This is a genomic window from Actinoplanes utahensis (genome assembly GCF_016862455.1).
GTDB classification, from domain to species: Bacteria; Actinomycetota; Actinomycetes; order Mycobacteriales; family Micromonosporaceae; genus Actinoplanes; species Actinoplanes utahensis.
The window spans coordinates 24,561-47,701 of the sequence record NZ_BOMZ01000063.1 but is presented as its reverse complement, the minus strand read 5'-3'; the positions used below and the strand labels follow the sequence as shown (position 1 = coordinate 47,701).

Genomic DNA, 23,141 nt, shown 5'->3' with positions numbered 1-23,141 from the left:
CGGGCAGAGAGGTGGACACGAGAGGAAACGCAGGGGCGATATCAGAAAGGCGGAGATGGGCCGAGCAGGTATCAGCAGCGCCCGGGACGGACAGGAAACCGGTAAACGGCCGTAAGCATCCCGCAGGAGTTCAACGGATAAAGCTGACCCGATAGCACCACAAAGGCGGTTGATAGGAACGAACACGAACATGGGATGACGGTGCGGCTCAAGCAGGCGGCAACGGCACTCAGCCACGGACGGGGGACGACAGCGCGGTGCAAGCAGGGCGAGAGGGCAGGAACAGCGGAAACGGGCCGGACCAGAAACATGGGCGCAGGTGTGGACGGGTGACCGTCCGGGCGGGGCGACGCCGGTCACATTTCCGGCATTTCCGCTTATCGGCGGGCTGTTGGCAATACCTTTTGCGACATAGCAATTCGACGCGAAGAGGAAGCCCGCTCCGTTGTCCCAGCCGCTTGTCGCCGTCGCTCTCGGTCTCGTGCTGTGCGCGGTGGTCGCCACGCTTCTGCGCCGCAAGGTCAAACCGACTGTCGAACTGGCCTGCCGGGCGGCGCTCGGGCGGGTACGGCCGCATCTGCCCGCGCGGCTGCGGCGGCTGGCCCGGGCGTTTCATCAGCGGGTCGAGCCGGACACCGTACGGGAGGTGCTCGTCACCGGGGTGGCCGCGGGCATCGCGTGGGCGGCGGCGGAGACGTTGCATCTGGTCGGGCCGGTGACGGCGGCGATCTCGGCGACACTGTCGATTCAGATGAGTTCGCACGCGTCGGTCCGGGAGGGCACGCAGCGGCTGGTCGGCACCCTGGCCGGGATCGGTTTCGCGGTGATGGTGTGGGGGGCGTTCGGCACCACGCCGTGGACGATCGCGCTGATCGCCGGGGGTGGGCTGGCGGCGGGGCGGTTGATCCGGCTCGGGGACAGCTCGGCGACGGTGCCGTTGACGTCGCTCGCCATCCTGGTCGGGGGTACGGCGGTCACCGAGACGTTCGTGTGGCAGCGGGTTGCCGCGACCGTACTCGGGATCGTCGTCGGGGTGATCCTCTCGCCGCTGGTCAGCGGGATGACTCCGCTGGAGCGGGCGCGGTGGAAGCTGGCCGAGCTGTCATCGGAGATCGCCCGGCTGCTCCGGCGGCTCGGCGCCGGGGTGGGTGACGGTTACAGCCGGGAGCAGGCCACCGAATGGCTGGCCCGTTCGCGGGAACTGGACGAGGAGTTCGCCGAGGCCTCCGACGCGGTCGAGGAACTGGTCCAGCATGCCCGCTGGTCGCTGACCACCTCGGCGACGCGGGTGATGCGGCTGGAGCAGACCGCCCGCGCTTTGAAGCACGGGGTTCACCAGGTCAACTCGGTGGCCCGATCGATGTTCGACGCGGTCGCCACTCCGGGATCACCGGATGTGCCGGCGCAGATCGGTCAGGTGCTCATCGCCGCTTCGGAGGCCTTCGCCGCGCACGCGCAGCTGGTCGCGGACCCGCGGGCCGACGTGCTTGAGGACACCTGCCACCTGTACGAGCTGCTGGACAATCTGCGCGAGGAACGCAAGCGCACGCTGCGGCAGGTGCGTACCGAGGTGGACGACACCGGGGTGCTGGTGCTGACCGGGTCGATCATCACCGACATCGACCGGATGACCGGGTCGCTGGAACGGTCGGCGCCGGCCCTCGCGGTGGGCCTGCGCGAGCCGGCGGCCGGCATTCCGGCGGTCTCCGAGGTGCTGCCCGCGGTGCGGCTGATCTGGGAACGGAAGGTCGTCAACTCGCACGGGACGTTGAAGCGGCGCGCGTTCACCCGGACCCGCAAGCGGGTTTGATCTCGGGTCAGATGATGCCGCCGTTGGCGCGGAGGGTCTGACCGTTGACCCAGCGGCCGGCCGGGCCGGTGAGGAAGGCGACCACGCCGGCGATGTCGGACGGGGCGCCGAGGCGCTCGAGCGGCGGCTGCTTGGCCATCCGGTCGATGGTCGCGGCGTCCTTGCCGGTCAGGAACAGCTCGGTGGCGGTCGGGCCGGGGGCCACCGCGTTCACCGTGATGTCGCGTCCGCGCAGCTCACGGGCCAGGATGAGGATCATCGCCTCGACTGCGCCCTTACTCGCGGCATAGGCGCCGTAGGTCGGCAGCTGCAAGCCGGTGATCGAGGTGGACAGGGCGACGATCGCGCCACCGGACCGGACCCGGCGGGCAGCCTCGCGGGCGACCACGAACGTGCCCCGGATGTTGGTGCGGTGCATCGCGTCGAGGTCGTCGAGGTCCAGGTCGGCGATGGTGGACAGGGCCATCCGCCCGGCGGAGTTGACCACCACGTCGACGCCGCCGAAGGTCTCGGCCGCGGTGTCGAACATGGCCGCGACCTGCTTTTCGTCGGCCACGTCGGCCCGCGCCGCGACGGCCTGCCCGCCGGCCGCGGTCACCTCGGCGACGACCTCTCGCGCGGCCTGCTCGTTGCCGGCATATCCGACGACGACGGCCTGCCCGGCCGCGGCCAGGGCGATCGCGATGGACCGGCCGATGCCCCGGGACGCTCCGGTGACGACGGCGACACGCTGATGCTCGGTCATTCCCACTCCATTATCGTCGTTACCAACTGACCGTAGCACTGATATCGAATCGTCGCTAGCGTAGCCGCGTATCATCGCTTCATGGACCGGCGCCGCAGACCTTCCGAGGACGTCACCGCTCGTGCCGCGCTGATCGAGGCCGCCGGGCGGCAGCTCGCCGCCTCCGCCGACGGCGACATCGCAACCCGTGCGGTCTGCGAGGAGGTCGGCGTCACCCAGCCGGTCCTCTACCGGCTGTTCGGCGACAAGCGAGGACTTCTCGATGCGGTCGCCGATCAGGGCTTCCAGCGGTACGCGGACCGTAAGGCCGCCCTGGCGATCACCGACGACCCGGTCGCCGATCTGCACACCGGCTGGGACGACCACATGTCGTTCGCCGCCGCCGAACCCGCGCTGTACCAGCTGATGTTCGCGCCCCGGCCCCGGTCCGCCGCCACCGCCCACCACCGGATCATGGAATTGCTCGAGGCGAGCCTGACTCGGTGCGCCGCCGCCGGCGCCCTGGTCACCACTCCGCGCCTGGCCGCGCAGCTGATCCTGCCGGCGAACGTCGGCGTCGCACTCAGCCACATCGCCCAGCCGGCCCTCTTCGACGACCCGGCCCTGTCGCACCGGATGCGCGACGCCGTCTTCGCCGCCGTGCTGACCACCCCGGCCGCCGCCGACACCCCGGATCCGGTCGGCGCCGCCGCCCGGCAGCTGCGTGCCCGGCTGGCGCTGACCGGCACCCGCGCGCTGGAAACGGCCGAGACGGCTCTCCTGGACCGCTGGCTGGAACGTCTCGGCGACCGGCCGGCTCCACGCCGAAGGTGAGGCGACCCGCCGGCTTCGCGCCGGAGGTGAGGCGACCCGCCGGCTCCGCGCCCAAGGTGAGGCGACCCGCCGGCTCCGCGCCCAAGGTGAGGCGACCCGCCGGCTCCGCGCCGGAGGTGAAGAACCGGAGGTGAAGAACCGGAGGTGAAGAACCGGAGAAGCGACCGGCCGGTCAGTCCTGGTTGAGCGAGCTGCGGTCGATCGGGCCCGGCGGCACCGGGTCACCGGCCAGCGAGCGGGCCAGCCGTGCCTCCAGCTCCGGCAGGTCGGTGACCGGGAAGCACACCTGAAGCAGCCGCAGCCCGAACGACGACGGTTGCGCGGGCTCGAACAGCGCCCGGTCCATCGGCTTGATCTTCACATCCCAGGCGTCCGGCGCGGCCCAGTGCGCCGTCCGCAGATAGAACGCGTCCCGCGGGCCGCCCTGCGCGACCAGGTCGAGGAACCGCAGGCCGTCGTCGATCGGGAAGTCGACGAACGCCCAGCCCCGGCGGCGCTCGACGTAGTCGGCCATGTGCGGAAGCCGCTCCACCCAGCTGACGTTGCTCTCGCCGGCGTCCTGGCAGCAGGTCCACGTGTCGAGCCCGGCGCCCCACAGCGTCTCGATCAGCGGCGCCAGCAGCTCGTCGATCTCGACGACCCGGGTGCCGACGTGGACGGTCCGGGTGGGATGCACGTTGTCGATCACACTTTCTAGGGTAGCGGCACGCCGACGGGCATGATCGATCGAATGGCGGGGGTGCTCAGCGGGTTCACCACGATCTGGGCGCTGGCGGCCGTCGGCTACGTGCTGGCCCGGTTCCGGGTCCTCGGCGAGCAGGCGCCGCAGGTGCTCGCGAATCTGGTGTTCTCGGTGGCGACGCCGGCGCTGCTGTTCACCACGCTGAGCCGGACCAGCCTGGACCGTATCGTCACCGGCGCATCGGTGGCGTTCGTGGCGTCGACGATCGTGGTCGCGGTGCTCTACACGCTGGTGGCGCGGCTGTTGTGGAAGCGGGGCGCCCGTACCGTCACGATCGGCGCGCTCGGGGCTTCCTATGTCAACGCCGGCAACATGGGGCTGGCGATCGCGGCGTACGTTCTCGGGGACGTGTCGCTCGTCGTACCGGTGCTGCTCTTCCAGGTCCTGCTCGCGGCGCCGTTCGCGCTGGCCGTGCTGGATCTGGCCGGCGGGGAGGGCCGCCCGTCCCCGCGCCGGCTGGCGCTGCTCCCCGCCCGCAACCCGATCATGATCGGGTCGGCGGCCGGCATCGCGGTCGCGGCCTCCGGATGGACCCCGCCGGACCTGCTGCTGGAGCCGTTCGAGTTGATCGGCGCGGCGGCGGTGCCGGCCGCGCTGCTCGCCTTCGGGATGTCGTTGCCGGGCGCGCGGCCGTTGCGGACCGGGCCGGACGCGCCGGACCGGTACCTCGCGGTCGCATGCAAGGTCGTGGTCCAGCCCGTCCTGGCGTACCTGATCGGGCGTTTCCTTCTCGGTCTCACCCCGGACCAGGTGTTCGTCGCGGTGGTGACGGCGGCGCTGCCCGCGGCCCAGAACGTGTTCGTGTTCGCGCTGCGCTACCGCGCCGCGGAGGGCCTGGCCCGGGACGTGGTCGCGCTGTCCACACCGCTGTCCGCGCTCGCCATGACCGCCGCGGCGGTCCTCCTGACGTAGTCACCCATCAGCGGGTGTCCGAGGCTCCGATCTGCGCGGTCGCCTCGACGGCCTGCACCGGTCGGGCCGGCTGCGCGACCCCGGTTACGCGGCCGTCCTGGTCGCCGTGACCCGCATCGGTGGCCGACACAGACCTGTACATCGATGCACATGCATGTCATGGTGCGTTCATGCGCAGGATCGCAACGTTTCTCGCCACGCTGGTGACGTGCGCAGCCGCCGCGCTGACCGCACCGGCCACGCCCGCACACGCCGTCGCCGGCAGCTACTCCGGCACCCTCGGCAGCGGCGCCACCTGGATCGCCGACGTCCCGGACCCCTGGAACGGCACGCTGATCCTCTACAGCCACGGGTTCGGGCCGCTCGTGCCGCAGAACGCGCCGAACCCGGAGACCAGGGCCGCACTGCTCGCACAGGGTTACGCGCTGGCCGGTTCCTCCTACTCCGGGCCGTCGCTGTGGGCGCTCGCCACCGCCGTCGACGACCAGTTCGCGACCCTGCACGCCGTCGAGCGGATCACCGGCGCGGCCCGCCGCACGATCGCCTGGGGCACCTCGATGGGCGGGCTGGTCAGCGCCCTCGAAGCGCAGCGCCCGCGCGGTCTGATCGATGGCGCGCTGACCACCTGCGGGCTGGTCGCGGGCGCGCTGAACCTCAACGACTACCAGCTCTTCGGCGAGTACGCCCTGGCCCGCCTGCTCGCCCCGGACCAGGACATCCCGCTGGTCCGGTACGCCGACGCGGCCGAGGCGTCGGCCGCCGCATCGGCACTGTCCGCCGTGGTCACCGAGGCCCGGGCGACACCGGCCGGGCGGGCCCGGATCGCGCTCGGCTCGGCGCTGCTCAACGATCCCGGCACCGCTCCCCCGCTGCAGTTCGTGATGCCGGCCCGGCAACAGGTGGAACTCGCCGCCGGCGGCAACAGCTCCGCCACCCGGGGTGTCGACTTCAGCGCCCTGCTGCACAGCAGCCCGCGGGCCGCCGAGGTCCGCGCCCGCTACCGCGACGCCGGACTCGACCTCGCCGCCGATCTGCGGACCCTGACCCGGGACGCGGACATCACCGCCGATCGCGGCGCGGTCGTCACGCTGGCCCGCACGTCCATGCCGACCGGCCGGCTCGGCGTGCCGGAACTCACCATCCACACCACCGTCGACCAGCTCGTGCCGGTCGAGCAGGAGAACTGGTACGGCAAGCTGGTCCGGCGGGCCGGGAGCGGCGGGTTGCTGCGGCAGGCCTATGTGGACGCCACCGGGCACTGCGCGTTCCGGCCGGGCGAGTCGATCGCGGCCCTGCACGCACTGGAACGCCGCATCGACACCGGGCGGTGGGATGCGGTGTCACCGGAGGCGCTCAACACCGCCTCCGCCGCGCTCGGCGATCAGGGGCGCTTCGCCCGGTACGAGCCCGCGCGCCTGACCGGAGGTCTCGGCGAGCCCCGCTGACGATGCGTACCCCCGGAATGCCCTCCGATTCTCACCGAAAGCGTAACCCATGGGTTACGCTTTCGGCGTGGACGAGGTGGCCGGCGCGCTCGCCGATCCGGTGCGGCGGGAGATCCTGCTGATGCTGCGCGACGAGACGCTGACCGCCGGCCAGATCGCCGGCCGGTTCTCGATCAGCCGGCCCGCCGTCAGCCGTCACCTGCGAGTGCTGCGCGACGCGGGCCTGGTCCACGACACCGCTGACGGCCGCCGCCGGGTCTACACCCTGGACACCGGGCCGTTGGAGGAGCTGACCGGCTGGCTGGGCCGGCTGACCCGCCCGTCCGGCTGGCAGCACCACTTCGACGCCCTGGAGACCGAGGTCCACCGCACCCGCCGTTCCCGGCTGGCGGGAGAACGGCTCGCGAAAGAAGGGCTCGCCGGAGCCCGAGATCGGCTCGGCGGGGATCGGCTCGCGGGAGATCGGCTCGCAGAAGTGAAGCCATTGACGGAGGAGACAGCATGAGCCCCACGCCCACCGGCCGCCTGTTCGGCGACGCCCTCGTCCTCACTCGGACGTTCCAGGCGCCCATCGACGACGTCTGGGCCAGCGTGACCGAATCCGAACACACCGCCCGCTGGTTCGGCCCCTGGCAGGGCGACGCGGCCCCCGGCCACACCATCAAGGTGCAGATGGCGCTCGAGGAGGGCAAACCCTGGATGGACATGACGATCGACGCCTGCGAGCCGCCACGCCGGCTGGCCCTGTCCGCCGTCGACGACTACGGCGCCTGGCACCTCGACCTGACCCTGTCCGAGAGCGACGGCGTCACCGAGCTCCGCTTCACCCAGCACCTGACCGGCACCGAGAGTCTCGGCGAGGTCGGCCCCGGCTGGGAGTTCTACCTCGATGCGCTGGTCGCCGCCCGCGACGGCCGGCCCGCCCCGGACTTCGGCGACTACTTCCCCGCCATGAAGGAGCACTTCGACGCCCAGCGCTGACCCGCCTCCCGGCCCGCCGCGGTGGTGTGGTTCCGCGGCGAGCCGTACGCCCCGGCGATGTCGACGGTCGCCGGGGACGGGATCCCGGCCGTCACGCGCTTCGGCGAACCGAAGCCGGCCGCGGAGTTCCCGCCCCGGACCTGACCGGGCGACGCGTCAGCTCGGGAACGCGTCCGGGTCCACGTCGGACGAGGACGCGTTGCCGCCCAGCGTCTCCTTGAGGCTGATCTCCCAGATCGTGAACTGCCGGGAGGTGGTGCGGAAGGCGAAGCTGTCGTCGAACTTGCTGAACGAGCAGTTCCGGGTGAAACGCTTGCCGTCCCAGTCCGAGCCGGACGCGATGAAGATCTGGTACGTGCCGTCCTTGATCCGGCTGGTGGTGACCTTCTGCCGGCCGTGGATGTAGACCGAGACCGCCGGCTTCCTGGTGCCCGGCTTCACCAGGTTGACCACGGTGTCCGTCGAGTTGCCGTTGTCCACCTTGAGCTGGCCGCTGCCGCCGGTGGTCCGGGACAGGTAGGTCGCGTTCGGCTTGCGCCGGTTCTGATCCTTGGTGACCCCCTGCAGCCACGCGCCGAAGCGGTATTTCGCAGCGGGGTCGGCGGCGCCCAGTGCGGTGATCGCGCTGCGCAGGTCCGCGGCCGCGCCGGCCCGGCTGAGCGACGCGCTGGCGGCGCCACCGGTGCACACCTCTCGGCTCTCGGCGGCGCTGGTGACCGCGGACAGTTCACGCTCCATGCCGTCGAGGGCGGAGACCAGGTCACGGTGCGCGGAACCGGCCCCGTCCGGCGCCGTCAGGCCGGACAGATTGGACGACTCGGTACGGATCGTCCCGGCCAGGGCGTCGGCGGCGGTGGCCACGGCCTTCGGCGAGGTGGCCTGGTAGAGGCTCTTGACCGCGGCGGACAGCTTCCCGTCGGAAGCGCTCAGCGCGGCCTGGAAGGCGGCGGGATCGAGCGGCGGCGTCGTGGGGGCGGCGGCCTGCTCGGTCGGCGGGGTGGTGGTCGTGCCGGAGTCCGTGGTGCTGGTGGTCGTGCCGGTGCCACCGGTGGTCTCGGCCTTGCTGTCCCGGAACAGGGTGGGCACCAGGCACAGACCGCCGATCAGGAGGACGCCCAGCGCGCCCGCGACGACCTTGGCGCGGGTGCCGAAGCGGCTCGGCGCGGGTGTGGCCCCGGCGAAACCGGGCGGCGGGAAGCCGGGCTGGGGGTACCCGGGCTGCGGCGGGTAGCCGGGCTGCTGGTAGCCCGGCTGCTGGTATCCGGGCTGGGGATATCCGGGCGGCGCCGGCGGCCCGTACTGCGGGTGGCCGCCGGGGACCGGTCCACCGGAGACGGGCCCGCCGGAGACCGGGAAACCCGGAACCGGGCCGCCGGAGACCGGGCCGCCGGAGACCGGGCCGCCGGAGACCGGGCCGCCGGAGACCGGGAAACCCGGAACGGGGCCGCCGGAGACGGGGACACCGGGAACCGGGCCGCCGGGCAGCACCCGGATGGCCACGGCCACGGGGCGGGTGGACGTGGTGCCGGTGGCCGGGTCGACCACCGGCACGTCCACGTTCACCACCAGGCCGTCACGGGCGCCCGGTGGAAAGTAGATCGTGACGGGCGTGCCGTCGGGCGGTGTCGCGATCGTCTTCGGCGCGCCGGTGACGGCCTCTGCCTCGGTCAGTTCGACGACGACTTCAGCAGGTCGACCAGCGGAGCTGTCCCCCGTATTCACATGCATCTCCGGAGTATTCAGGGACTGCACAGGGAAGTCCATCCGTCGGGTGGGCAGCGCGGACGGGACTCGAACCCGCACATGTCCCGGGTGAAAGCCGGGCGACTCTACCAATACGTCCACCGCGCCAGGTGGTGCGTCTCGCCGGATGGATTCAGCTCGATGCTCTCATGCCCCGGCAAGGACGATCCGTTACGAAAGTGCCGCCTCTCGCGAGCGCGGCGGGAACCGAACCGAAGACTAGAAGCGCCATCAGGCACCGGCAAACGGTTCCGCCCCCGGGCACGGCTAAGATCCTGCGGGTTGAAAGGTGGACAATGGCTGACTCGATCGGGCCGCTGCGCTGGTACGCGGTACTCGCCGTGGTGTTCTTCGGCATCGTGCCGACGGTGATGGTGACCCTGCTGGTGATCGGCGGGAAGACCCCGGGCCAGGTCGGCCTCCTGCTGATCGGCGGCATCCCGCTGGTCCTGGCGGCGATCTTCTACGCCGTCCGGGGCCTGACCACCGGCTCCGACCCGGAACTGGCCGCCCGCCTGCTCAACCGCAGCATGGCTCTGGTCGCCGGGGCGGACGTGCTGCTGCTCGGCGGCAACGCCCTGATCCGGATGGCCACCTCCTAGGGCTTATCTGGTGGGCCACCCAAGTGCGAGGCGTGGTTCACCAGATGAGCCCTCGGGTCTTTCGCGGGACGGGCGAGGTCGCTACCGTTCCGGATCGTGAAGAAGGCTCTGGTTCTCGGCGGCGGTGGCGTGACCGGCATCGCGTGGCATCTCGGGTTGCTCTGCGGGCTGCAGCGGGCCGGTGTCCCGCTCGGCGACGCCGACACGGTCATCGGCACCTCGGCCGGTTCGGTGGTCGGCACCCTGCTCACCGCCGGTGTGGACCTGGAGCAGGCGGTGGCCCGGCAGGAGCACGAGGTGGCCCCGCGGCAGGCCGCGCCCCGGTCCGGCAACGACGACTGGATGGCGGCGATGGCGGTGCTGGCCGACCCGTCGGTGCCGGCCCAGCAGGCGCGGGCCCAGGTGGGAGCGATGGCGCTCGCCGCGTCCACTGCGGACGAGGAGCGCTATCTGGCGCGGATGCGGTCGCTGCTGCCGGTCGGCGACTGGCCGTCGAGCGCGCTGCGGGTGGTGGTCGTGGACACCGCGGACGGGCGGGACGTGGTGCTCGACGCGGACTCCGGGGCGCCGCTGCTGCACGCCGTCGCGGCCAGCTGTGCCGTGCCGGGACTGATGCCGCCGGTCACCATCGGGGACCGCCGATACATGGACGGCGGGGTGCGCTTCGGCGCCGGGGCCGATCTGGCCACCGGCGTGGACCGCCTGGTGGTGATCGCGCCGCTGGCGTTCCTCAGCCGGGACCGGATCGTCGCCGAGATGGCGGAGACCGGCGCCGGCCGGACGCTGCTGATCGAGCCGGACCGGGCGTCGATCGAGGCGTTCGGGCAGAGCTTCATGGACCCGGCCCGGCGACCGGATTCGGTCCGCGCCGGGCTGCGCCAGGCCGAGACGCTCGCCGATGCGGTGCGCGAGGTGTGGTCCTAAAGAAGCGCGGTGTGGTCCTAAAGAAGAGGTGTGGTCCTGGAGGACCTGCGGCGACCGGTGTACCGGCGAGGAAACGAACCGCAACCCGGTCGCACTCAGTGAAGCGCTGCCATCAGCCGGGCGGGAAGCCGAAAGAGAGGCGTTCCGGAAATGCAACCTGGCGAGAAAGGCCTCCCCCGCCATGCGCAGCGCCCGCTCCCGCGCTTCCGTCCTGGTCTCCGCGCTCCTGCTGGCCACGGCTTTTCCGTGGGCGCCCGCGCACGCCGGCGGCGCCACCGTGAAGACGTCGGCCACCGCGAGCGCCGCCCCGACTCTCGCGGGCCGGCTGGCGGCGGTGCGGACCGCCAGGAGCATCAACTACTACCCCTCGAACGCCGCCTGGTCGGCGATGTGGACCGGTTTCGACGCCACCCGCATCGACGCCGACCTCAAGAAGGCCGCCGCGCTGGGCGCGGACAACGTGCGGGTCATCGTCTTCCCGCAGGCTTTCGGTTACCCCCAGCCCCAGCGGGTGTACGCCGACCGCCTGCAGAAGTTCGTCGGTCTCGCGGACAAGCACGGGATGACCGTCAAGCTGACCCTGTTCGACTGGTGGGACGGCTACTCCGACGCCGCCCGCAGCATCGCCTGGGCGAAAGCGGTCATCGCCCCGTACGCGTCCGACCCGCGGGTGATCGCCGTCGAGCTGAAGAACGAGTTCCAGCCCGGTGACGCCGCCGCCGTCGCCTGGGTGCGCCGGCTGATCCCGGCGGTCCGTGCCGCCGCCCCGACCATGCCGCTGACCCTGTCGGTGGACGGCGCGACCGGCTCCCCCGGCATGGCGAAGATCAAGAAGGCGCTCGCGGGAACCCCGCTGGACTACTACGACTTCCACTTCTACGGCGCCTCGGAACGGGCCCTCGCCGAGATCCGCAAGGCGCAGGCCGCGGTCGCGCCGACCCCGATCGTGATCGGCGAGACCGGTCTGAGCACCGCCGAGGACAGCGAGGGCGAGCAGGCGGCGTTCCTGGCCCGGGTGTTCCGGGCCGCCCGTGAGGCGCAGGTCGGCTCGGTGTCGCCGTGGACGCTCACCGACTTCGCGGCCGGGGCGATCCCGAAGAACTCGTCGGTGTCGACGAAGCCCGCCCAGTACCGGTTCGGCCTGCACCGCGCCGACGGCACCCCGAAACTCGCGGCCACCGTGGTCCGCGACGCGTGGACCCGCGGCGCCACCCCGAACAACGTGCTCGACCTGAGTTTCGAGGCGGCCACCGGGAACTCGCCCTGGCGGGCCAACCTGACCCGGGCCGGCGCGGCCACGATCGTCTCCGGGACGGCCCGGACCGGCAAGCAGGCGGTGCGGTTCAGCGGGACCGGCCGGACCGACGCCGGGCTGCCGTCGCTGCTCACCTCCCCGATCACCCCGGTGCAGGCCGGACACAAGTGGCGGGCCGAGGCGTTCGCCCGCGGCGCTTCCGCGACCGGGACCACGGAGATCACGCTGAGCTGGTTCGGCGCCGACGGCGAGTGGATCGGGCAGCACAGCTCGAACCGGCTGCCGGCCGGCACCACGAGCTGGACGAAGCTGGTCGTGAACGCCACCGCCCCGGCCGGCGCCGCGGGTGTCCAGTTGCACCTCAAGTCCGGCGACAACAAGGGCACCGTCTGGTTCGACGACGTGGCGGTCTCTTGAGACCTTCTCGGTGTACGGAGGAGCGCGCTCACCCGTACCCAATTAAGGTCTTGAATGTGAAGGTCTTCATCACCGGGGCGGGCGGGTTCATCGCGCGGGCTCTGACCGCCCGGCTGCGCGCCGCGGGGCACACCGTCGGCGGGGTGGATCTGCGCCCGGACGACGCCGGCGGGATCGTCGCCGGCGACATCACGGCGGACGGGCCGTGGCAGCGGGCGATGACCGGCGCCGACCTGGTCGTGCACACGGCCGCGGTGGTGTCGAACGCGGTCGGCCTGGACGGCCAGTGGCGGGTCAACGTCGCCGGGACCCGCACGGTGCTGGACGCGGCGGTGCGCGCGGGCGCCACCCGGTTCGTGCACCTGTCGTCCATCCGCGCCTTCTCCGACCTGGGCTTCCCGGACGGGGTGACCGAGGACCACCCGGTGCGCCCGGACGGCAACCCGTACGTCGACACGAAGATCGCCGGTGAACAGGTGGTGCTGCAGGCCCACGCGGCCGGCGAGATCGCGGCGACCATCGTGCGGCCCGGTGACGTGTACGGGCCGGGCTCACGCCCGTGGACCGTGCTCCCGGTCCAGTTGATCAAGAAGAACCGGTTCCTGCTGCCGGCCATGGGCAACGGGGTGTTCAGCCCGGTCTACGTCGACGACCTGGTCACCGGTCTCGAACTGGCCATGTCTCCCCCGGCCGACGGCCAGATCTTCACCCTGACCGGCGGGGTCGGCGTGCCGTGCCGCGAGTTCTTCGGCCACTACTACCGGATGCTGGGCAGACGCGGCCCGCTGGTGGCCCCGACGGCGGCCGCGGTGGCGGTGGCCGAAGCGATGGGCCGCGCGATCCGGCTGACCGGCGGCCCCACCGAGGTCAACGCGATCTCGATGCGCTACTTCGCCCGTACCGGCACCTACTCCATTGCCAAGGCCCGCCACCTGCTCGGCTATGAACCGGCGATCGACCTGACCGAGGGCATGTCGCGCACCGGCCGATGGCTGCGCGCTCAGGGCCTGGTCTGAACCACCAGCGCCGGTGCGAACTCGGCCGCGGCGATCGGCGTGCCCGCTTCGAGACGGGCGATCGTGCCACGGGCCCAGGCCACCAGACCCGGCACGGCGACATCGTGCGGAGCGTCCGGGCCGAACGGCTCGATCCGGTCCGCGGCCCGGGTGAGCAGGCTGATCGCACCGGTCGCGTTGCCGCGGCGGGCGTGGGTGATACCGACCGCCAGCTGCGCGAGCCCCCGCCACAGCTCCCGCTCGTCGTCGCCGGCCGCCTTCCAGGTGCCCTCGAGGACCTCGTGCGCGTGGAACGGCCGCCCCTCCCCGAGCAGCCGGCCCGCTTCCCGCAGCGCCTCCGCCGGCGGCAGCACCAGATCCTCGGGCGTCGTCGGGATCCCGGTCATGCCCCGGGGCAGCGGCCGGCCCAGACCGTCACGCGGGCGGGCGTTCTTCGCCCGGCCCCCGGCGTCCCGGTCGCGCACCACACCACCGGCTTCCCCGGCCGGCATGTCGCTCGGCTGGCCGGAGGAGGTCGGACCGCTCGTCTCGTACACGGCACCACGGTAACGGCTCACCTCGCCCTCCGCCCCCGGAGGCCGCCCGTCAGGCCGGGAACCCGGACGCGTCGCCGGTGCGGGCCTGACCGCGCGGTGTGGTGACGATCAGGCGGGCCCGGTCCGGGGTGATCAGGCGGCGCAGTTCGCGGTCGGTGAGCAGGATGACCGGGGCGATGCGGTGCGGGGAGTCGGAGTGCCAGCCGGGGATCGCGGCGGCCAGCACGGCCCAGGCCGCGTCCGGCTGGTCGGCGTGGATCAGGCGGCGGGCCTCGTCGAGCGCCTGCAGGAAGGCGGGCGGCTCGGTGAGCAGCGGCGGGATGAAGGTGTCGATCCGGTCCAGTTCGCCGGGGGTCAGGATGCCCACGAACAGGTCCTGGTACGGCCGGATCGGCGACCGCTGCAGGAAGAGCGGGACGGCTTCGGCCCGGATCTGCTCCACCCCGATCGCGTCCAGGACGTGGGCTTTGGCGAGCACGTCGTTGCGGATCGCGTGGTGCACCATCGACGGTTGCAGGAAGGCTCCGAGGATCACCGCGAGGTACGCGGCCGCGCCCGATCCCTTGGTGGTGGCCTGGGCGAAGGCGTCGGCCGCCGCGGCGACGTCACCGCGCAGCGCCGCCGCCCGTCCGGCGGCGACGAGGTCGCTCGCGCCCTCCGGGTCCACCGGCCGGCCGTCGCGGCCGTTGAGTTCCGCGAACGAGGCCCGTTCCGCGTCGACCAGGGCGGCGAACGACTCGTGCCGTTCGCCGAGGCCGGGGTACCAGCTCGCCCAGATGTAGGCGGCCCACTCCCCACCGGCGTCGACGTCCTGCGGGTCGAGCAGCCAGTACTGTGCGTCACCGTCCCCGGAGATCAGCAGGGCCCGGTCGCCGAGCCCCGGCACGCCGGGCTCCTCGTCGTCCTCGGTCTCGTCCATCAGGCTGTCGCGGAGTTCCGGGTCGATGTCGCGGAGCCAGCCGATGGTCGCGGTGGTGCGCATGGTCCACAGGAACGGGCCGAGGTTGAGCCAGCCGTCGGACACCGCCAGGAACGCCCGGTAGCTGGGGGGCAGGGCCGTCCCGAGCCGCCGTTCCACGTCGGCGAGCCGTTCCGGGGTGGCGCCGCCGAAACCGAGCCAGCCCGCCGCCCGCTGCTCCTCGGTGATGTCGTCCAGCGCTTCGCCCGGTGCCGCACGCAGCACCTCGTCGCTGTACTCGGCGAGGTAACGCCGCCACTGTGCCACGGATCGCTCTGTCACCACTGACCACCCGCCCACTCGGACCGCAAGATCACCCGCATCGTGTCATGCCCCGCCCGCGGCCAGTTCGGCGATCCGGTTCCAGGCGGGTGACGCGACCTCGGCGGACGCCAGCGCGAGCAGCCCGGCGGCGTCCGTGCCCGGCGGCGTCTCCCCGCCGGGCTCCTGCCGAGCGAACCAGTCCCGGGTCCGCTCGGCCAGCCCGGCCAGCCGCGGGTCGTCGGGCGGCCAGTCGTACGCCTCGTCGTAGTCGCGGTAGAGGGCGCGGAACTCCGGGTCCGCGACAGCCGCGGCCTTCCCGGCGATCCAGGCGGCGACCTGCTCCGGCGCGGCGGCCTGCAACAGCACCCACAGCTCACGTTCCCGCAGCACACCGCGTTCGCTGACGCCGATCTCCCGCAAGGTGTCCAGGTAGGCGGCCACCTCCTCGGTCACGAACAGCCGGTCCCCGCCCCGCAACCGGGTGATCCGCTGCCGGGTGCGGCGGATCTGCTCGGCGCGGTCGCGCAGTCGGCGGTCGATCTCGTCGATGGCGGCGGCGAACTGCTCCGGACCGGCGTCGAGCAGTTCCCGGATGCGGGCCAGCGGCACCCCGGCCTCGGCCAACGTCCGGATCTTGACGAGCTGGACGGCGTGGTCCGCGCCGTACCTGCGGTAGCCGGAGGAGTCCCGCGGCGGCTCGGCCAGCAGTCCCCGCTCGTGGTAGACCCGCACCGCCTTGACGGTCACGCCGGCGTAGGCGGCGAGCCGGCCGATGGTCAGCAGGTGCCGGCCACCGGCCCGCGCGTAGGTCATGGCGCGCATGATCTCACTCCAGGACGCGGCGGGCCATCCGGCCGCCGGCGCACCGGTACGCCGCCCCGTCGTGATACGACACCAGGTAGTGCGCGGGCAGCCCGTCGAGCGGCAGCCCGGCCGGCGCGAACAGGCCCGCCCCGACCGGCACGTACCTGGTCGGCGGCGCCGTGAACGGGCCGCCGGCGAGCCCGGTGAGGATCCGTTCCTGATCGGGGTCGGCCGGCTCGTAGGTGATCTGTTCCTCCAGTTCCCCGCCGACCGCCCGCACGTCGATCCGCAGCTGGTCGGAGCGGTAGGTGCCCGCGTACGGCGCCGGGTCCGTCTCCTGCCGGGCCCAGACCGGGCGGCCGGTGTCCCCGGCGAGGCGGCCCAGCAGGTCGTCGTGCAGTTCCAGGGCGCGCGGGTCGTTGCCGTACGCGGCGAACACCAGGTCGTGTTCCGGCAGCACGGCGAGCACCGCGACCCCGCCCGGGGACGCGCCGGTCATGGTCAGGGCGATCGTGTCGCCGATGGGCCGGAGCAGCCAGCCGAGGCCGGTGGGGGACGCGCCGGGCGTACCGGGATCGGCGTTGATCTCGCGCATCGCCGCCAGCGATTCGCCGGACAGCAGCCCGGCGCCGAGGTGGGCCCGGCCGAAGGCCAGCAGGTCCTCGACGGTGCCGATCGGTGTGCCACCGGCCGCGGCCCACGTCGGCGGCAGCATGAACATCCGGGTGGGCCGGGCCTGGCCGGTGTCCGGGTCGGGGAAGTGCCCGATCGCGGTGGAGCGGAGGATCGCCTGTTCCGCGCCGGTGCCGGCGGCGGTCATCCCGGCGGGCTGGAAGATCTCGGTGTCGAGGAGTTCGTGGTACGCCCGGCCGGTGACCGCCTCCAGCAGATGCCCCGCGACGATCATGCCGCCGTTGCTGTAGCTGAGGTGCTCGCCCGCGGGGAAGAGGCTGCCGCAGTCCCGGCCGAGCCGTTCCAGGTAGGAGGTGCGCGGGAAGAACAGTTCGGCGTCGATCCCGCTGGTGTGGTTGAGCAGGTGGCGGACCCGGATCCGCTCGGCCGCCCCGGGGGTGGTGAGCCGGAACCCCGGCAGCAGGTCGGTCACCCGGTCGTCGAGGCTGATCCGGCCCAGTTCGGCCTGCCGCATCACCAGCGTCGCCGTCATGACCTTGGTGATGGATCCGAACAGGAATCCGGTGTCGTCGCGCATCGGGGCGCCGGTGGTCAGGTTGGCGGTGCCGTGCGCGAACACCGTCTGCTCCCCCGCCCGGCTGATCCCGGCGACGTAGCCGGGCACTCCGCTGTCCCGGCAGAAGTCGACGATGCTGTCCCGGCGGAAGTCGGCGATCCGTGTCATCTGGTTCATGCCGACGATCATCGAACCCTGCCCCTGGGGCAGGGTCAAGCACCGATTCCCACCCGGGCGAGCGCCCCGCATTCCAGCGCCGCCCACATCGCGCCGTCCGGCCCGGTGGTGATGCCGTGCGGCTCGCTGCCCGGCTGCGGCAGCTCGTACGAGTCGACCTTGCCGTCGGTGGTCATCGCGCTGATCCGGTTGCCGGCCCACTCGGTCATCCACAGCCGCCCGTCCGGTCCGGTGGTGATGGCGTGCGGCCGCCCGGCCCGGTCCGGCAGCGGGAACTCGGTGATCGTGCCGTCCGTGCCGATCCGGCCGGCCTGACCGGCGCCGATCTCGACGAACCAGACCGCGCCGTCCGGTCCCAGCGTGACCCCGACCGGCGCGGCGTCCGGCGTGGGCAGCGGGAACAGGCTGATCTCGCCGGTCGCGGCGATCCGGCCGATCGCGTTGGCCTGGTTCAGCGCGAACCACATCGCTCCGTCCCCGCCCGCCGTGATCGCCGCCGGATATCCCCCGCCGGGCACCGGAAAGCCGGTGATCACGCCGCCGGTGGTGATCCGCCCGATCCGGCCGGCGCCGCCCTCGGTGAACCACAGCGCCCCGTCCGGCCCGGCGGCGATCCCGAACGGCGCGGCTCCCGGCGTGGGCAGCGGATGGGTGGTGACCACGCCGGCCGTGGTGATCCGGCAGATCGCGTCCGCCTGGTTGAGCGTGCACCAGAGCGCCCCGTCCGGCCCGGTGGTCAGGACCGTGGGTGTCGAGCCGGCGCCCACGTCGAACAGCGCCGGCTCGCCGCCGGGCGCCAGTCGCCCGACCTGCCCGCCACCGGCGACCGTGAACCACAGCGCGCCGTCGGGGCCGGCGACGACCGCGTAGGCCCCGGCCGGGACGGCGAAACTCCGCACTGTCATCCCTACACCTCTCGTTAATGCAACAACTGTCGCGTTAAGATGCTGCCATGAACGAGCCGACCGCGCCAGCCCGCCGTCCCGGGGGCCGCACCGCCGAGGTCCGCCGCCGCGTCCTGGCCGCCACCCGTGACCTGCTCGTCGAGCGGGGGTTCGACGCGCTCGGCATCGACGCCGTGGCCGAGCGCTGCGGCGTGCACCGCACCACCGTCTACCGGCGCTGGCACGACGTCGGCGGCCTGCTCGCCGACGTGCTGGCGCAGGCCGCCGGTGACGACTGGACCCCGCCGGACACCGGGTCGCTCGCCGGTGACCTCGTCGCCCTCAACCGCGAGGTCCATTCCGCGCTCACCACCGGCCCCCCGATCACCGGCGCGCTGATCGCCGCGTCGTTCCGATCGGCGCGGGCCGCCGAGGCGCTGCGCGCCTTCTGGGACGACCGCTATGCGCGGTGTGCGGTGATCGTCGAGCGGGCCGCCCGGCGAGCCGAGATCCCGGGGCGGACGGACCCGCGCCGTCTGCTCGTCGCCGCCACCGCCCCGCTCTATCACGAGCTGGTGCTGCTGCGTGCCCCGTTCACCGCCGGCCAGGCCGAGACGGCCGCCCACGACACGGCGGCCGGGGCCCGGGCCGGCGCGTTCACCGTCCCGGGCCCCGCCTGAATCCCCCGGTCAGAAACCGGCCAGCGGCACGTCGCCGCTCGCGCCCCAGTTCTGGCGCAGGATCTTGCCAGGGGTGTACCAGGTCTTGTTCGACGGCCGGTACACACCGATCTCGTCCTTGCCGTCCCGGTTGAAGTCGCCCACGATCGGCTTGTCGCCGCGCAGTCCCCAGTTCTTGCGCAGCACCTTGCCGGGCGTGTACCAGGTGCCGTTCGACGGGCGGTACACCGCGATCTCGTCCCGGCCGTCGCCGTTGAAGTCGCCGGCCAGCGGCACGTCGCCCTTCACACCCCAGTTCTTGCGCAGCACCTTGCCCGGGGTGTACCAGGTCTTCGTGGACGGCCGGAACACCGCCGGCTCGTCCTTGCCGTCCCGGTTGAAGTCGCCGGTCACCGCCAGGTCGCCCTTGTTGCCCCAGTTCTTCAGCCAGATCCGCCCCGGCTGGTGCCAGGTCTTCGTGGACGGCCGGAACACCGCGACGTCGGCCTTGCGGTCCCCGTTGAAGTCGCCGACCAGCGGCTGGTCACCGCGGTTGCCCCAGCCCTTGCGGAGCACCTTGCCCGGCACGATCCACTGTCCGCCCGACGGCCGGAACACGCCGATCCCCGCGCTCGGGGCCGGCTTGGCGCAGTTCCCGCTGGTCAGCTGGTAACCGTTGCGGTTCGGGACGGCCCGGCCGCCGAACACCACCGCTTTACGCTCCGGACCCTTGGTGCCCCAGGCCACGGAACCGTTGTTGTTGTCGTCGTGCATCTGCTCGTAATGCAGGTGAGGGCTCTTGCCGTTGGTACCGGACTGACCGGCCAGCCCCAGCCGCTGCCCCTGCTTGACGGTCGCGCCCCGGGGCACGTCCCGGCGCTGCAGGTGCATGTACGTGGTGAACCAGCCACCGCTGTGCTTGAGCACCACGGTGTGCCCGGCGCCCGAGTCGTATCCGGAGTACCAGGCGGTGCCGGCCGCGGACGCCACCACCGGGTTGCCCAGGGTGGCCGTCTCGGGCACCCGGTCCAGGTCGAGAGCGGGCCAGTGTTTGCCCCACGGGTAGGAGACGAAGCGCTGCCCGCACGGGAACGGCGCCTGGAAGGCCGGCTTGGCGCCGGCTGCGGCGGCCACACCGGCGCCGAGATCGGTGGTGGGATCGGCGGCGGCCGGGGCGGCCAGGCCGGTGTACGAGACACCGGCGACGAGTCCGAAGAGGGCGGCGCGTTTGGCCGCATCGATGAATCTCATGCCGTTGAGCGTGCGGCGAAACGGCTCCGGTGTGATCCTGTGAGCTCACGGGGTACGCGGCGGCAGCAGACGTAAGTGCTGGTCGGTGACGAGGTTGAAGCGCAACGCGACGCTGACGACGGCTTCCCGGCGAGAGTCCTGCGCGCCGGCGCGACGGCGGATCCGCAGTTTGTGATCGGCCAGGTAGTCGATGTGGAAGTTCACCGCGCTGCGGGTCAGGCCGAGCCGGTCGGCCACCTCCGGAACGAGCGGGATCGCCACCGACGAGCCGTCCCGCAGCCGCGGCTCGCAGAGCGCCACCAGGATCAGGAAATACTTGGCCGCCTCGTCGAGGGAGAACGCGGCGACCGTCGCGGCGCCGGCGGCCTCCGGATCGGCGGCCGGGTCGGCGAAGGCGTGATCCGGCGCGAACACCAGGAACTCCACCGTGCCGTCGTCGACCGGGATGCTGAGCCGGGCGAACTCGAACGGCACCGGCGCCCCGAGCCGCCGCGGCGCGATCTTGAGGTGCTCGCCGCCGCCTTCCGGGTTGTCGATCACGTAGGTGCGCTCGGAACTGAGGTTGTCGATCAGCCAGTGGTCGGCGGTGGCGGTGATCCGACCGGCCAGCCGGGACACGCCCGGGTGCGGCAGCACGATCCCGGCCCGGTCGGCACGGCCGAACGTGACACTCTGGCCCGGGGCCAGCTCCACCGATCCGGCGCCGGCCGGGAGTTGCACGAGCACACTGGACATGTCAGTACCCGTACTCCGCGACCTTGGCCTTGACCTCCCGGATGTACTGCTCGGCCTTGGGCGGCACACCCTTCGCCTCGCGGACCGCGTCGCCGCCCATCCGGTACCCGGCGGCGATCAGCGACTGCTGGTCACCGGGCAGATAGCCGACGGTGGTCACCAGGCTGCACAGGAACCGGCCCAGCGCGGCGATCGCATCGTCCGGGTTCAGATAATCGGCCTTGCGGCCCGGCGGTTGCGGCGCCCAGTGCTCGAAGACCCGCGGCGTCCACATGGCGATGCCGTACTCGTCGGTCGCCGGGGACCGTCTGTTCGGATCGAAACGGCTCTCCGCGTACAGCATCGCGGCGATCAGCGCCGGCGTGACCGCCTTCTGATGGCAGCTGTGCGCGGCCTCGGTGATCGCCGTCCGGTACTGCTGCGGCACGGCCGCATCCGGTCGCAGTTCCCCGGACACCGTCTCCGGCGCCAGCATCCGCTGGGCGGTCGCGGCACCGCCGCCGATCAGCACGGCGAGCGCCGCGGCGGCCCCGATCAGCCAGGCCCGGCGCCTCCGGCGGGGCGGTCCCCCGTGCGGCATGCGGGCGGCCAGGTCGCGGGTCACTTCCATTCTTTCCTGGTACGGGACAGCGAGGCAGTCCCGGATGATCGCCTGCCACACGGCCGGGACGGAGGGCGCCAGGCGCAACTGGACCTGACCGGCCGCGTACCCCCGCACCTCGGCGGCCCGGGCCTGCGCGGCCGCCCCGGCGAACGGGTGCACGCCGCCGGTCAGCACCTCGTGCGCGATCACCCCGAACGCCCACACGTCGGTCGCCGGCCGGGTCAGCACCCCCTTCTCGCTGAGCCGCCGCTCCCACCACTCCGGCGGCAGATAGTCCTGGGTGCCGACCGCCTCGGTGTACGCGTGCGTGCCCTCCAGCTCGGCCGCCACCCCGAAGTCGGCGACCCGCACCGACCCGTCCTCGGCCAGCAGCACGTTCCCCGGTTTCAGATCGCCGTGCACCCAGCCCTCGGCGTGCATGTGCTCGAGCGCTTCCCACAGCTCGCGCAGAATCCGCGCCGCGTCCGGCAGCGGCCGTTCCGGATTCTCGTCCAGCAGGCTCCGCAGACTGGTCCGGGCCCGCTCCATCACCAGCACGGTGGTGCCGTCCGGCTCCCGCAGCACCTGATGGGTGCGGATCAGCCGGGCGTGCCGGGCCCGCTCACTGAACGCCAGCTCACGCGCGACCGCGGCCTCCGCCGGGGCACCCCGGCCGGCCGGCAGGAACTTGAGCGCCACCCGGCGGGGCAGATCGGGTGGCGCCCCTCGCCGCGGGCGACCCGCGTAGACACTGCCCCAGTGCCCCGAACCGAGGTGGTCGGTGACCTCGTAGTCACCGACCACCGTACCCGGAAAGACATTTACCGGCCTCACTGCCACAGGGGCATGTTAGCGGCTCCTCACCACCATCCGGTGCATTTGTGCGTCCGCTTGCCGGCCACGTAGAGATCGCCGCACGCCCGGAACTGGACACTCGGCCCGCCGGTCGGCAGCGCCCTGGTGAATCCCCTCGCCCCGGACCTGCCGACCCGCTCCGGGCCGCACTGCCGGTGCCGCTGGCGCGGGCTGGTCCGCCAGTCCATCCACACCCGGTCGCGGGCGGTGGTCCTTCCCGACATCTCGGCCCAGCCGTACTGGCCCCAGTGGTTGCGCCCGGCCATGATCTGGATCCGCCGGCCATGGAAGGTGACCGGTTTGAAGGCCCGGTAGTTGCTGACGCCGGTCCGGGCGTTCTTCGGATTGATCGAGCTGGACCCGCAGTTCCCGCTGTACGCCAGCGCCGCCGACTGCGGAGCCACCACCCCCGCGGCCAGCGTGCCGGCCGCGATCGTCAGGGTGAGCATCCGCTGCAGAGTTGATCGCATGTGCCGCTCCCGTTCCGTCCAGGCGGGCCTGGAACGGCCCGCCTTCTCGAAAGTTAGGAGCGGGCGCCGCTGCCGATAACCCGTCGGCTCACAGGTTGCGCGCGGGGGCCACGGCGTGCCGCCCACCGTCCCCGGCGTCGGCCGGCGCGTCCGGGAGCGGCAGCGCACCCCCGGCCAGGGCGGCCAGCATCACCAGACGTGCGACTGCTCGTGCTTTACGCAAGGAACTCCCCTGAGAACTTTTCGGCTTTTAGGCCGGTTCGTCCTGAACAGTGGCACGGTGCGATGGTTCCAGCCAGCCGGGGTGAGTCGATCGAGGTCAGCCGAACGTCCAGGTCAACACCGATCCGGTGCGACCGACCGACCCCGCG

The 23,141-nt window shown here is 72.5% G+C and carries 24 protein-coding genes and 1 tRNA gene; 11 read left to right on the top strand and 14 right to left on the bottom strand.

What is annotated here, in order from left to right; translation table 11 throughout:
* The first annotated feature begins 445 nt into the window (after nucleotides 1–445).
* Nucleotides 446–1,810, top strand: a complete 1,365-nt coding sequence (locus Aut01nite_RS22760) for an FUSC family protein (RefSeq protein WP_052164285.1) — start codon at nucleotides 446–448, stop codon at nucleotides 1,808–1,810.
* 7 nt (nucleotides 1,811–1,817) lie between these two features.
* Here the strand turns inward: Aut01nite_RS22760 and Aut01nite_RS22755 are convergent, their stop codons facing one another.
* Nucleotides 1,818–2,555: an SDR family oxidoreductase gene (locus Aut01nite_RS22755; protein WP_043529923.1), complete on the bottom strand. Its 738-nt coding sequence runs from the start codon at nucleotides 2,553–2,555 to the stop codon at nucleotides 1,818–1,820.
* Nucleotides 2,556–2,636: 81 nt separating this feature from the next.
* Here Aut01nite_RS22755 and Aut01nite_RS22750 point away from each other — a divergent pair, with 81 nt between their 5' ends.
* Entirely contained in the window at nucleotides 2,637–3,368 is a 732-nt protein-coding gene (locus tag Aut01nite_RS22750) for a TetR/AcrR family transcriptional regulator (protein ID WP_043529922.1), read from the top strand.
* Between the two features lie 172 nt (nucleotides 3,369–3,540).
* Here the strand turns inward: Aut01nite_RS22750 and Aut01nite_RS22745 are convergent, their stop codons facing one another.
* Nucleotides 3,541–4,056, bottom strand: coding sequence for a hypothetical protein (locus tag Aut01nite_RS22745; RefSeq protein WP_043529920.1), 516 nt, complete (start codon nucleotides 4,054–4,056; stop codon nucleotides 3,541–3,543).
* A gap of 30 nt (nucleotides 4,057–4,086) precedes the next feature.
* Here Aut01nite_RS22745 and Aut01nite_RS22740 point away from each other — a divergent pair, with 30 nt between their 5' ends.
* From Aut01nite_RS22740 to Aut01nite_RS22725, 4 genes are all read left to right on the top strand, one after another.
* Complete coding sequence (locus Aut01nite_RS22740) at nucleotides 4,087–5,022, top strand: AEC family transporter (protein ID WP_236643017.1); 936 nt, start codon at nucleotides 4,087–4,089, stop codon at nucleotides 5,020–5,022.
* 170 nt (nucleotides 5,023–5,192) lie between these two features.
* Nucleotides 5,193–6,467 (top strand): hypothetical protein, encoded by a 1,275-nt coding sequence (locus Aut01nite_RS22735; protein WP_043529916.1) that lies wholly within the window; start codon nucleotides 5,193–5,195, stop codon nucleotides 6,465–6,467.
* A gap of 67 nt (nucleotides 6,468–6,534) precedes the next feature.
* Nucleotides 6,535–6,972 (top strand): metalloregulator ArsR/SmtB family transcription factor, encoded by a 438-nt coding sequence (locus Aut01nite_RS22730; protein WP_083999664.1) that lies wholly within the window; start codon nucleotides 6,535–6,537, stop codon nucleotides 6,970–6,972.
* Nucleotides 6,969–7,448, top strand: a complete 480-nt coding sequence (locus Aut01nite_RS22725) for an SRPBCC family protein (RefSeq protein WP_043529914.1) — start codon at nucleotides 6,969–6,971, stop codon at nucleotides 7,446–7,448. Before Aut01nite_RS22730 ends, Aut01nite_RS22725 begins: the two co-directional genes overlap by 4 nt.
* A 156-nt stretch (nucleotides 7,449–7,604) precedes the next feature.
* On the opposite strand, the gene Aut01nite_RS22720 is transcribed toward Aut01nite_RS22725, so the two are convergent.
* On the bottom strand, nucleotides 7,605–9,176 hold the full coding sequence (locus Aut01nite_RS22720) for a hypothetical protein (protein WP_043529911.1): 1,572 nt from the start codon (nucleotides 9,174–9,176) through the stop codon (nucleotides 7,605–7,607).
* A 48-nt stretch (nucleotides 9,177–9,224) separates the two neighbouring features.
* Nucleotides 9,225–9,299, bottom strand: a tRNA-Glu gene (locus tag Aut01nite_RS22715).
* A 188-nt stretch (nucleotides 9,300–9,487) separates the two neighbouring features.
* Between Aut01nite_RS22715 and Aut01nite_RS22710 the strand changes: the two genes are divergently transcribed.
* From Aut01nite_RS22710 to Aut01nite_RS22695, 4 genes are all read left to right on the top strand, one after another.
* Entirely contained in the window at nucleotides 9,488–9,793 is a 306-nt protein-coding gene (locus Aut01nite_RS22710; RefSeq protein WP_043529909.1) for a hypothetical protein, read from the top strand.
* 96 nt (nucleotides 9,794–9,889) lie between these two features.
* Nucleotides 9,890–10,717 carry a patatin-like phospholipase family protein gene (locus Aut01nite_RS22705; protein ID WP_043529907.1) on the top strand — a complete coding sequence of 276 codons (828 nt, stop codon included), beginning with the start codon at nucleotides 9,890–9,892 and terminating at the stop codon, nucleotides 10,715–10,717.
* Nucleotides 10,718–10,898: 181 nt separating this feature from the next.
* Nucleotides 10,899–12,389 carry a cellulase family glycosylhydrolase gene (locus Aut01nite_RS22700; RefSeq protein WP_043529905.1) on the top strand — a complete coding sequence of 497 codons (1,491 nt, stop codon included), beginning with the start codon at nucleotides 10,899–10,901 and terminating at the stop codon, nucleotides 12,387–12,389.
* A 56-nt stretch (nucleotides 12,390–12,445) separates the two neighbouring features.
* Nucleotides 12,446–13,405, top strand: coding sequence for an NAD-dependent epimerase/dehydratase family protein (locus tag Aut01nite_RS22695; RefSeq protein WP_052164284.1), 960 nt, complete (start codon nucleotides 12,446–12,448; stop codon nucleotides 13,403–13,405).
* Here Aut01nite_RS22695 and Aut01nite_RS22690 read toward each other — a convergent pair.
* Genes Aut01nite_RS22690 through Aut01nite_RS22670 form a run of 5 tightly spaced genes read right to left on the bottom strand, consistent with a single transcriptional unit; the run spans nucleotide 13,390 to nucleotide 18,238 of the window.
* A complete protein-coding gene (locus Aut01nite_RS22690) occupies nucleotides 13,390–13,941 on the bottom strand; it encodes a DUF309 domain-containing protein (protein ID WP_236643016.1) in 552 nt (183 codons plus the stop codon). The two genes, Aut01nite_RS22695 and Aut01nite_RS22690, sit on opposite strands and share 16 nt — an antisense overlap.
* A 49-nt stretch (nucleotides 13,942–13,990) precedes the next feature.
* Nucleotides 13,991–15,181: an SMI1/KNR4 family protein gene (locus tag Aut01nite_RS22685; RefSeq protein WP_161790717.1), complete on the bottom strand. Its 1,191-nt coding sequence runs from the start codon at nucleotides 15,179–15,181 to the stop codon at nucleotides 13,991–13,993.
* 45 nt (nucleotides 15,182–15,226) lie between these two features.
* Entirely contained in the window at nucleotides 15,227–15,976 is a 750-nt protein-coding gene (locus Aut01nite_RS22680; protein ID WP_236643015.1) for a MerR family transcriptional regulator, read from the bottom strand.
* A 13-nt stretch (nucleotides 15,977–15,989) separates the two neighbouring features.
* Nucleotides 15,990–17,333: a serine hydrolase domain-containing protein gene (locus Aut01nite_RS22675; RefSeq protein ID WP_052164289.1), complete on the bottom strand. Its 1,344-nt coding sequence runs from the start codon at nucleotides 17,331–17,333 to the stop codon at nucleotides 15,990–15,992.
* A 35-nt stretch (nucleotides 17,334–17,368) separates the two neighbouring features.
* On the bottom strand, nucleotides 17,369–18,238 hold the full coding sequence (locus Aut01nite_RS22670; protein ID WP_043529903.1) for a Vgb family protein: 870 nt from the start codon (nucleotides 18,236–18,238) through the stop codon (nucleotides 17,369–17,371).
* A gap of 47 nt (nucleotides 18,239–18,285) precedes the next feature.
* On the opposite strand from Aut01nite_RS22670, the gene Aut01nite_RS22665 reads away from it, so the two are divergent.
* Entirely contained in the window at nucleotides 18,286–18,897 is a 612-nt protein-coding gene (locus tag Aut01nite_RS22665; protein ID WP_043529900.1) for a TetR/AcrR family transcriptional regulator, read from the top strand.
* Between the two features lie 9 nt (nucleotides 18,898–18,906).
* Here the strand turns inward: Aut01nite_RS22665 and Aut01nite_RS22660 are convergent, their stop codons facing one another.
* From Aut01nite_RS22660 to Aut01nite_RS44380, 5 genes are all read right to left on the bottom strand, one after another.
* A complete protein-coding gene (locus Aut01nite_RS22660; RefSeq protein ID WP_052164282.1) occupies nucleotides 18,907–20,127 on the bottom strand; it encodes a peptidoglycan DD-metalloendopeptidase family protein in 1,221 nt (406 codons plus the stop codon).
* A gap of 45 nt (nucleotides 20,128–20,172) precedes the next feature.
* Nucleotides 20,173–20,862: an FHA domain-containing protein gene (locus tag Aut01nite_RS22655; RefSeq protein ID WP_043529898.1), complete on the bottom strand. Its 690-nt coding sequence runs from the start codon at nucleotides 20,860–20,862 to the stop codon at nucleotides 20,173–20,175.
* Nucleotide 20,863: 1 nt separating this feature from the next.
* Nucleotides 20,864–22,285 carry a serine/threonine-protein kinase gene (locus Aut01nite_RS22650; protein WP_063958837.1) on the bottom strand — a complete coding sequence of 474 codons (1,422 nt, stop codon included), beginning with the start codon at nucleotides 22,283–22,285 and terminating at the stop codon, nucleotides 20,864–20,866.
* A gap of 20 nt (nucleotides 22,286–22,305) precedes the next feature.
* Complete coding sequence (locus tag Aut01nite_RS22645) at nucleotides 22,306–22,770, bottom strand: hypothetical protein (RefSeq protein WP_152628968.1); 465 nt, start codon at nucleotides 22,768–22,770, stop codon at nucleotides 22,306–22,308.
* 88 nt (nucleotides 22,771–22,858) lie between these two features.
* Nucleotides 22,859–22,993 (bottom strand): hypothetical protein, encoded by a 135-nt coding sequence (locus Aut01nite_RS44380; protein ID WP_268871729.1) that lies wholly within the window; start codon nucleotides 22,991–22,993, stop codon nucleotides 22,859–22,861.
* Nucleotides 22,994–23,141 lie beyond the last annotated feature (148 nt).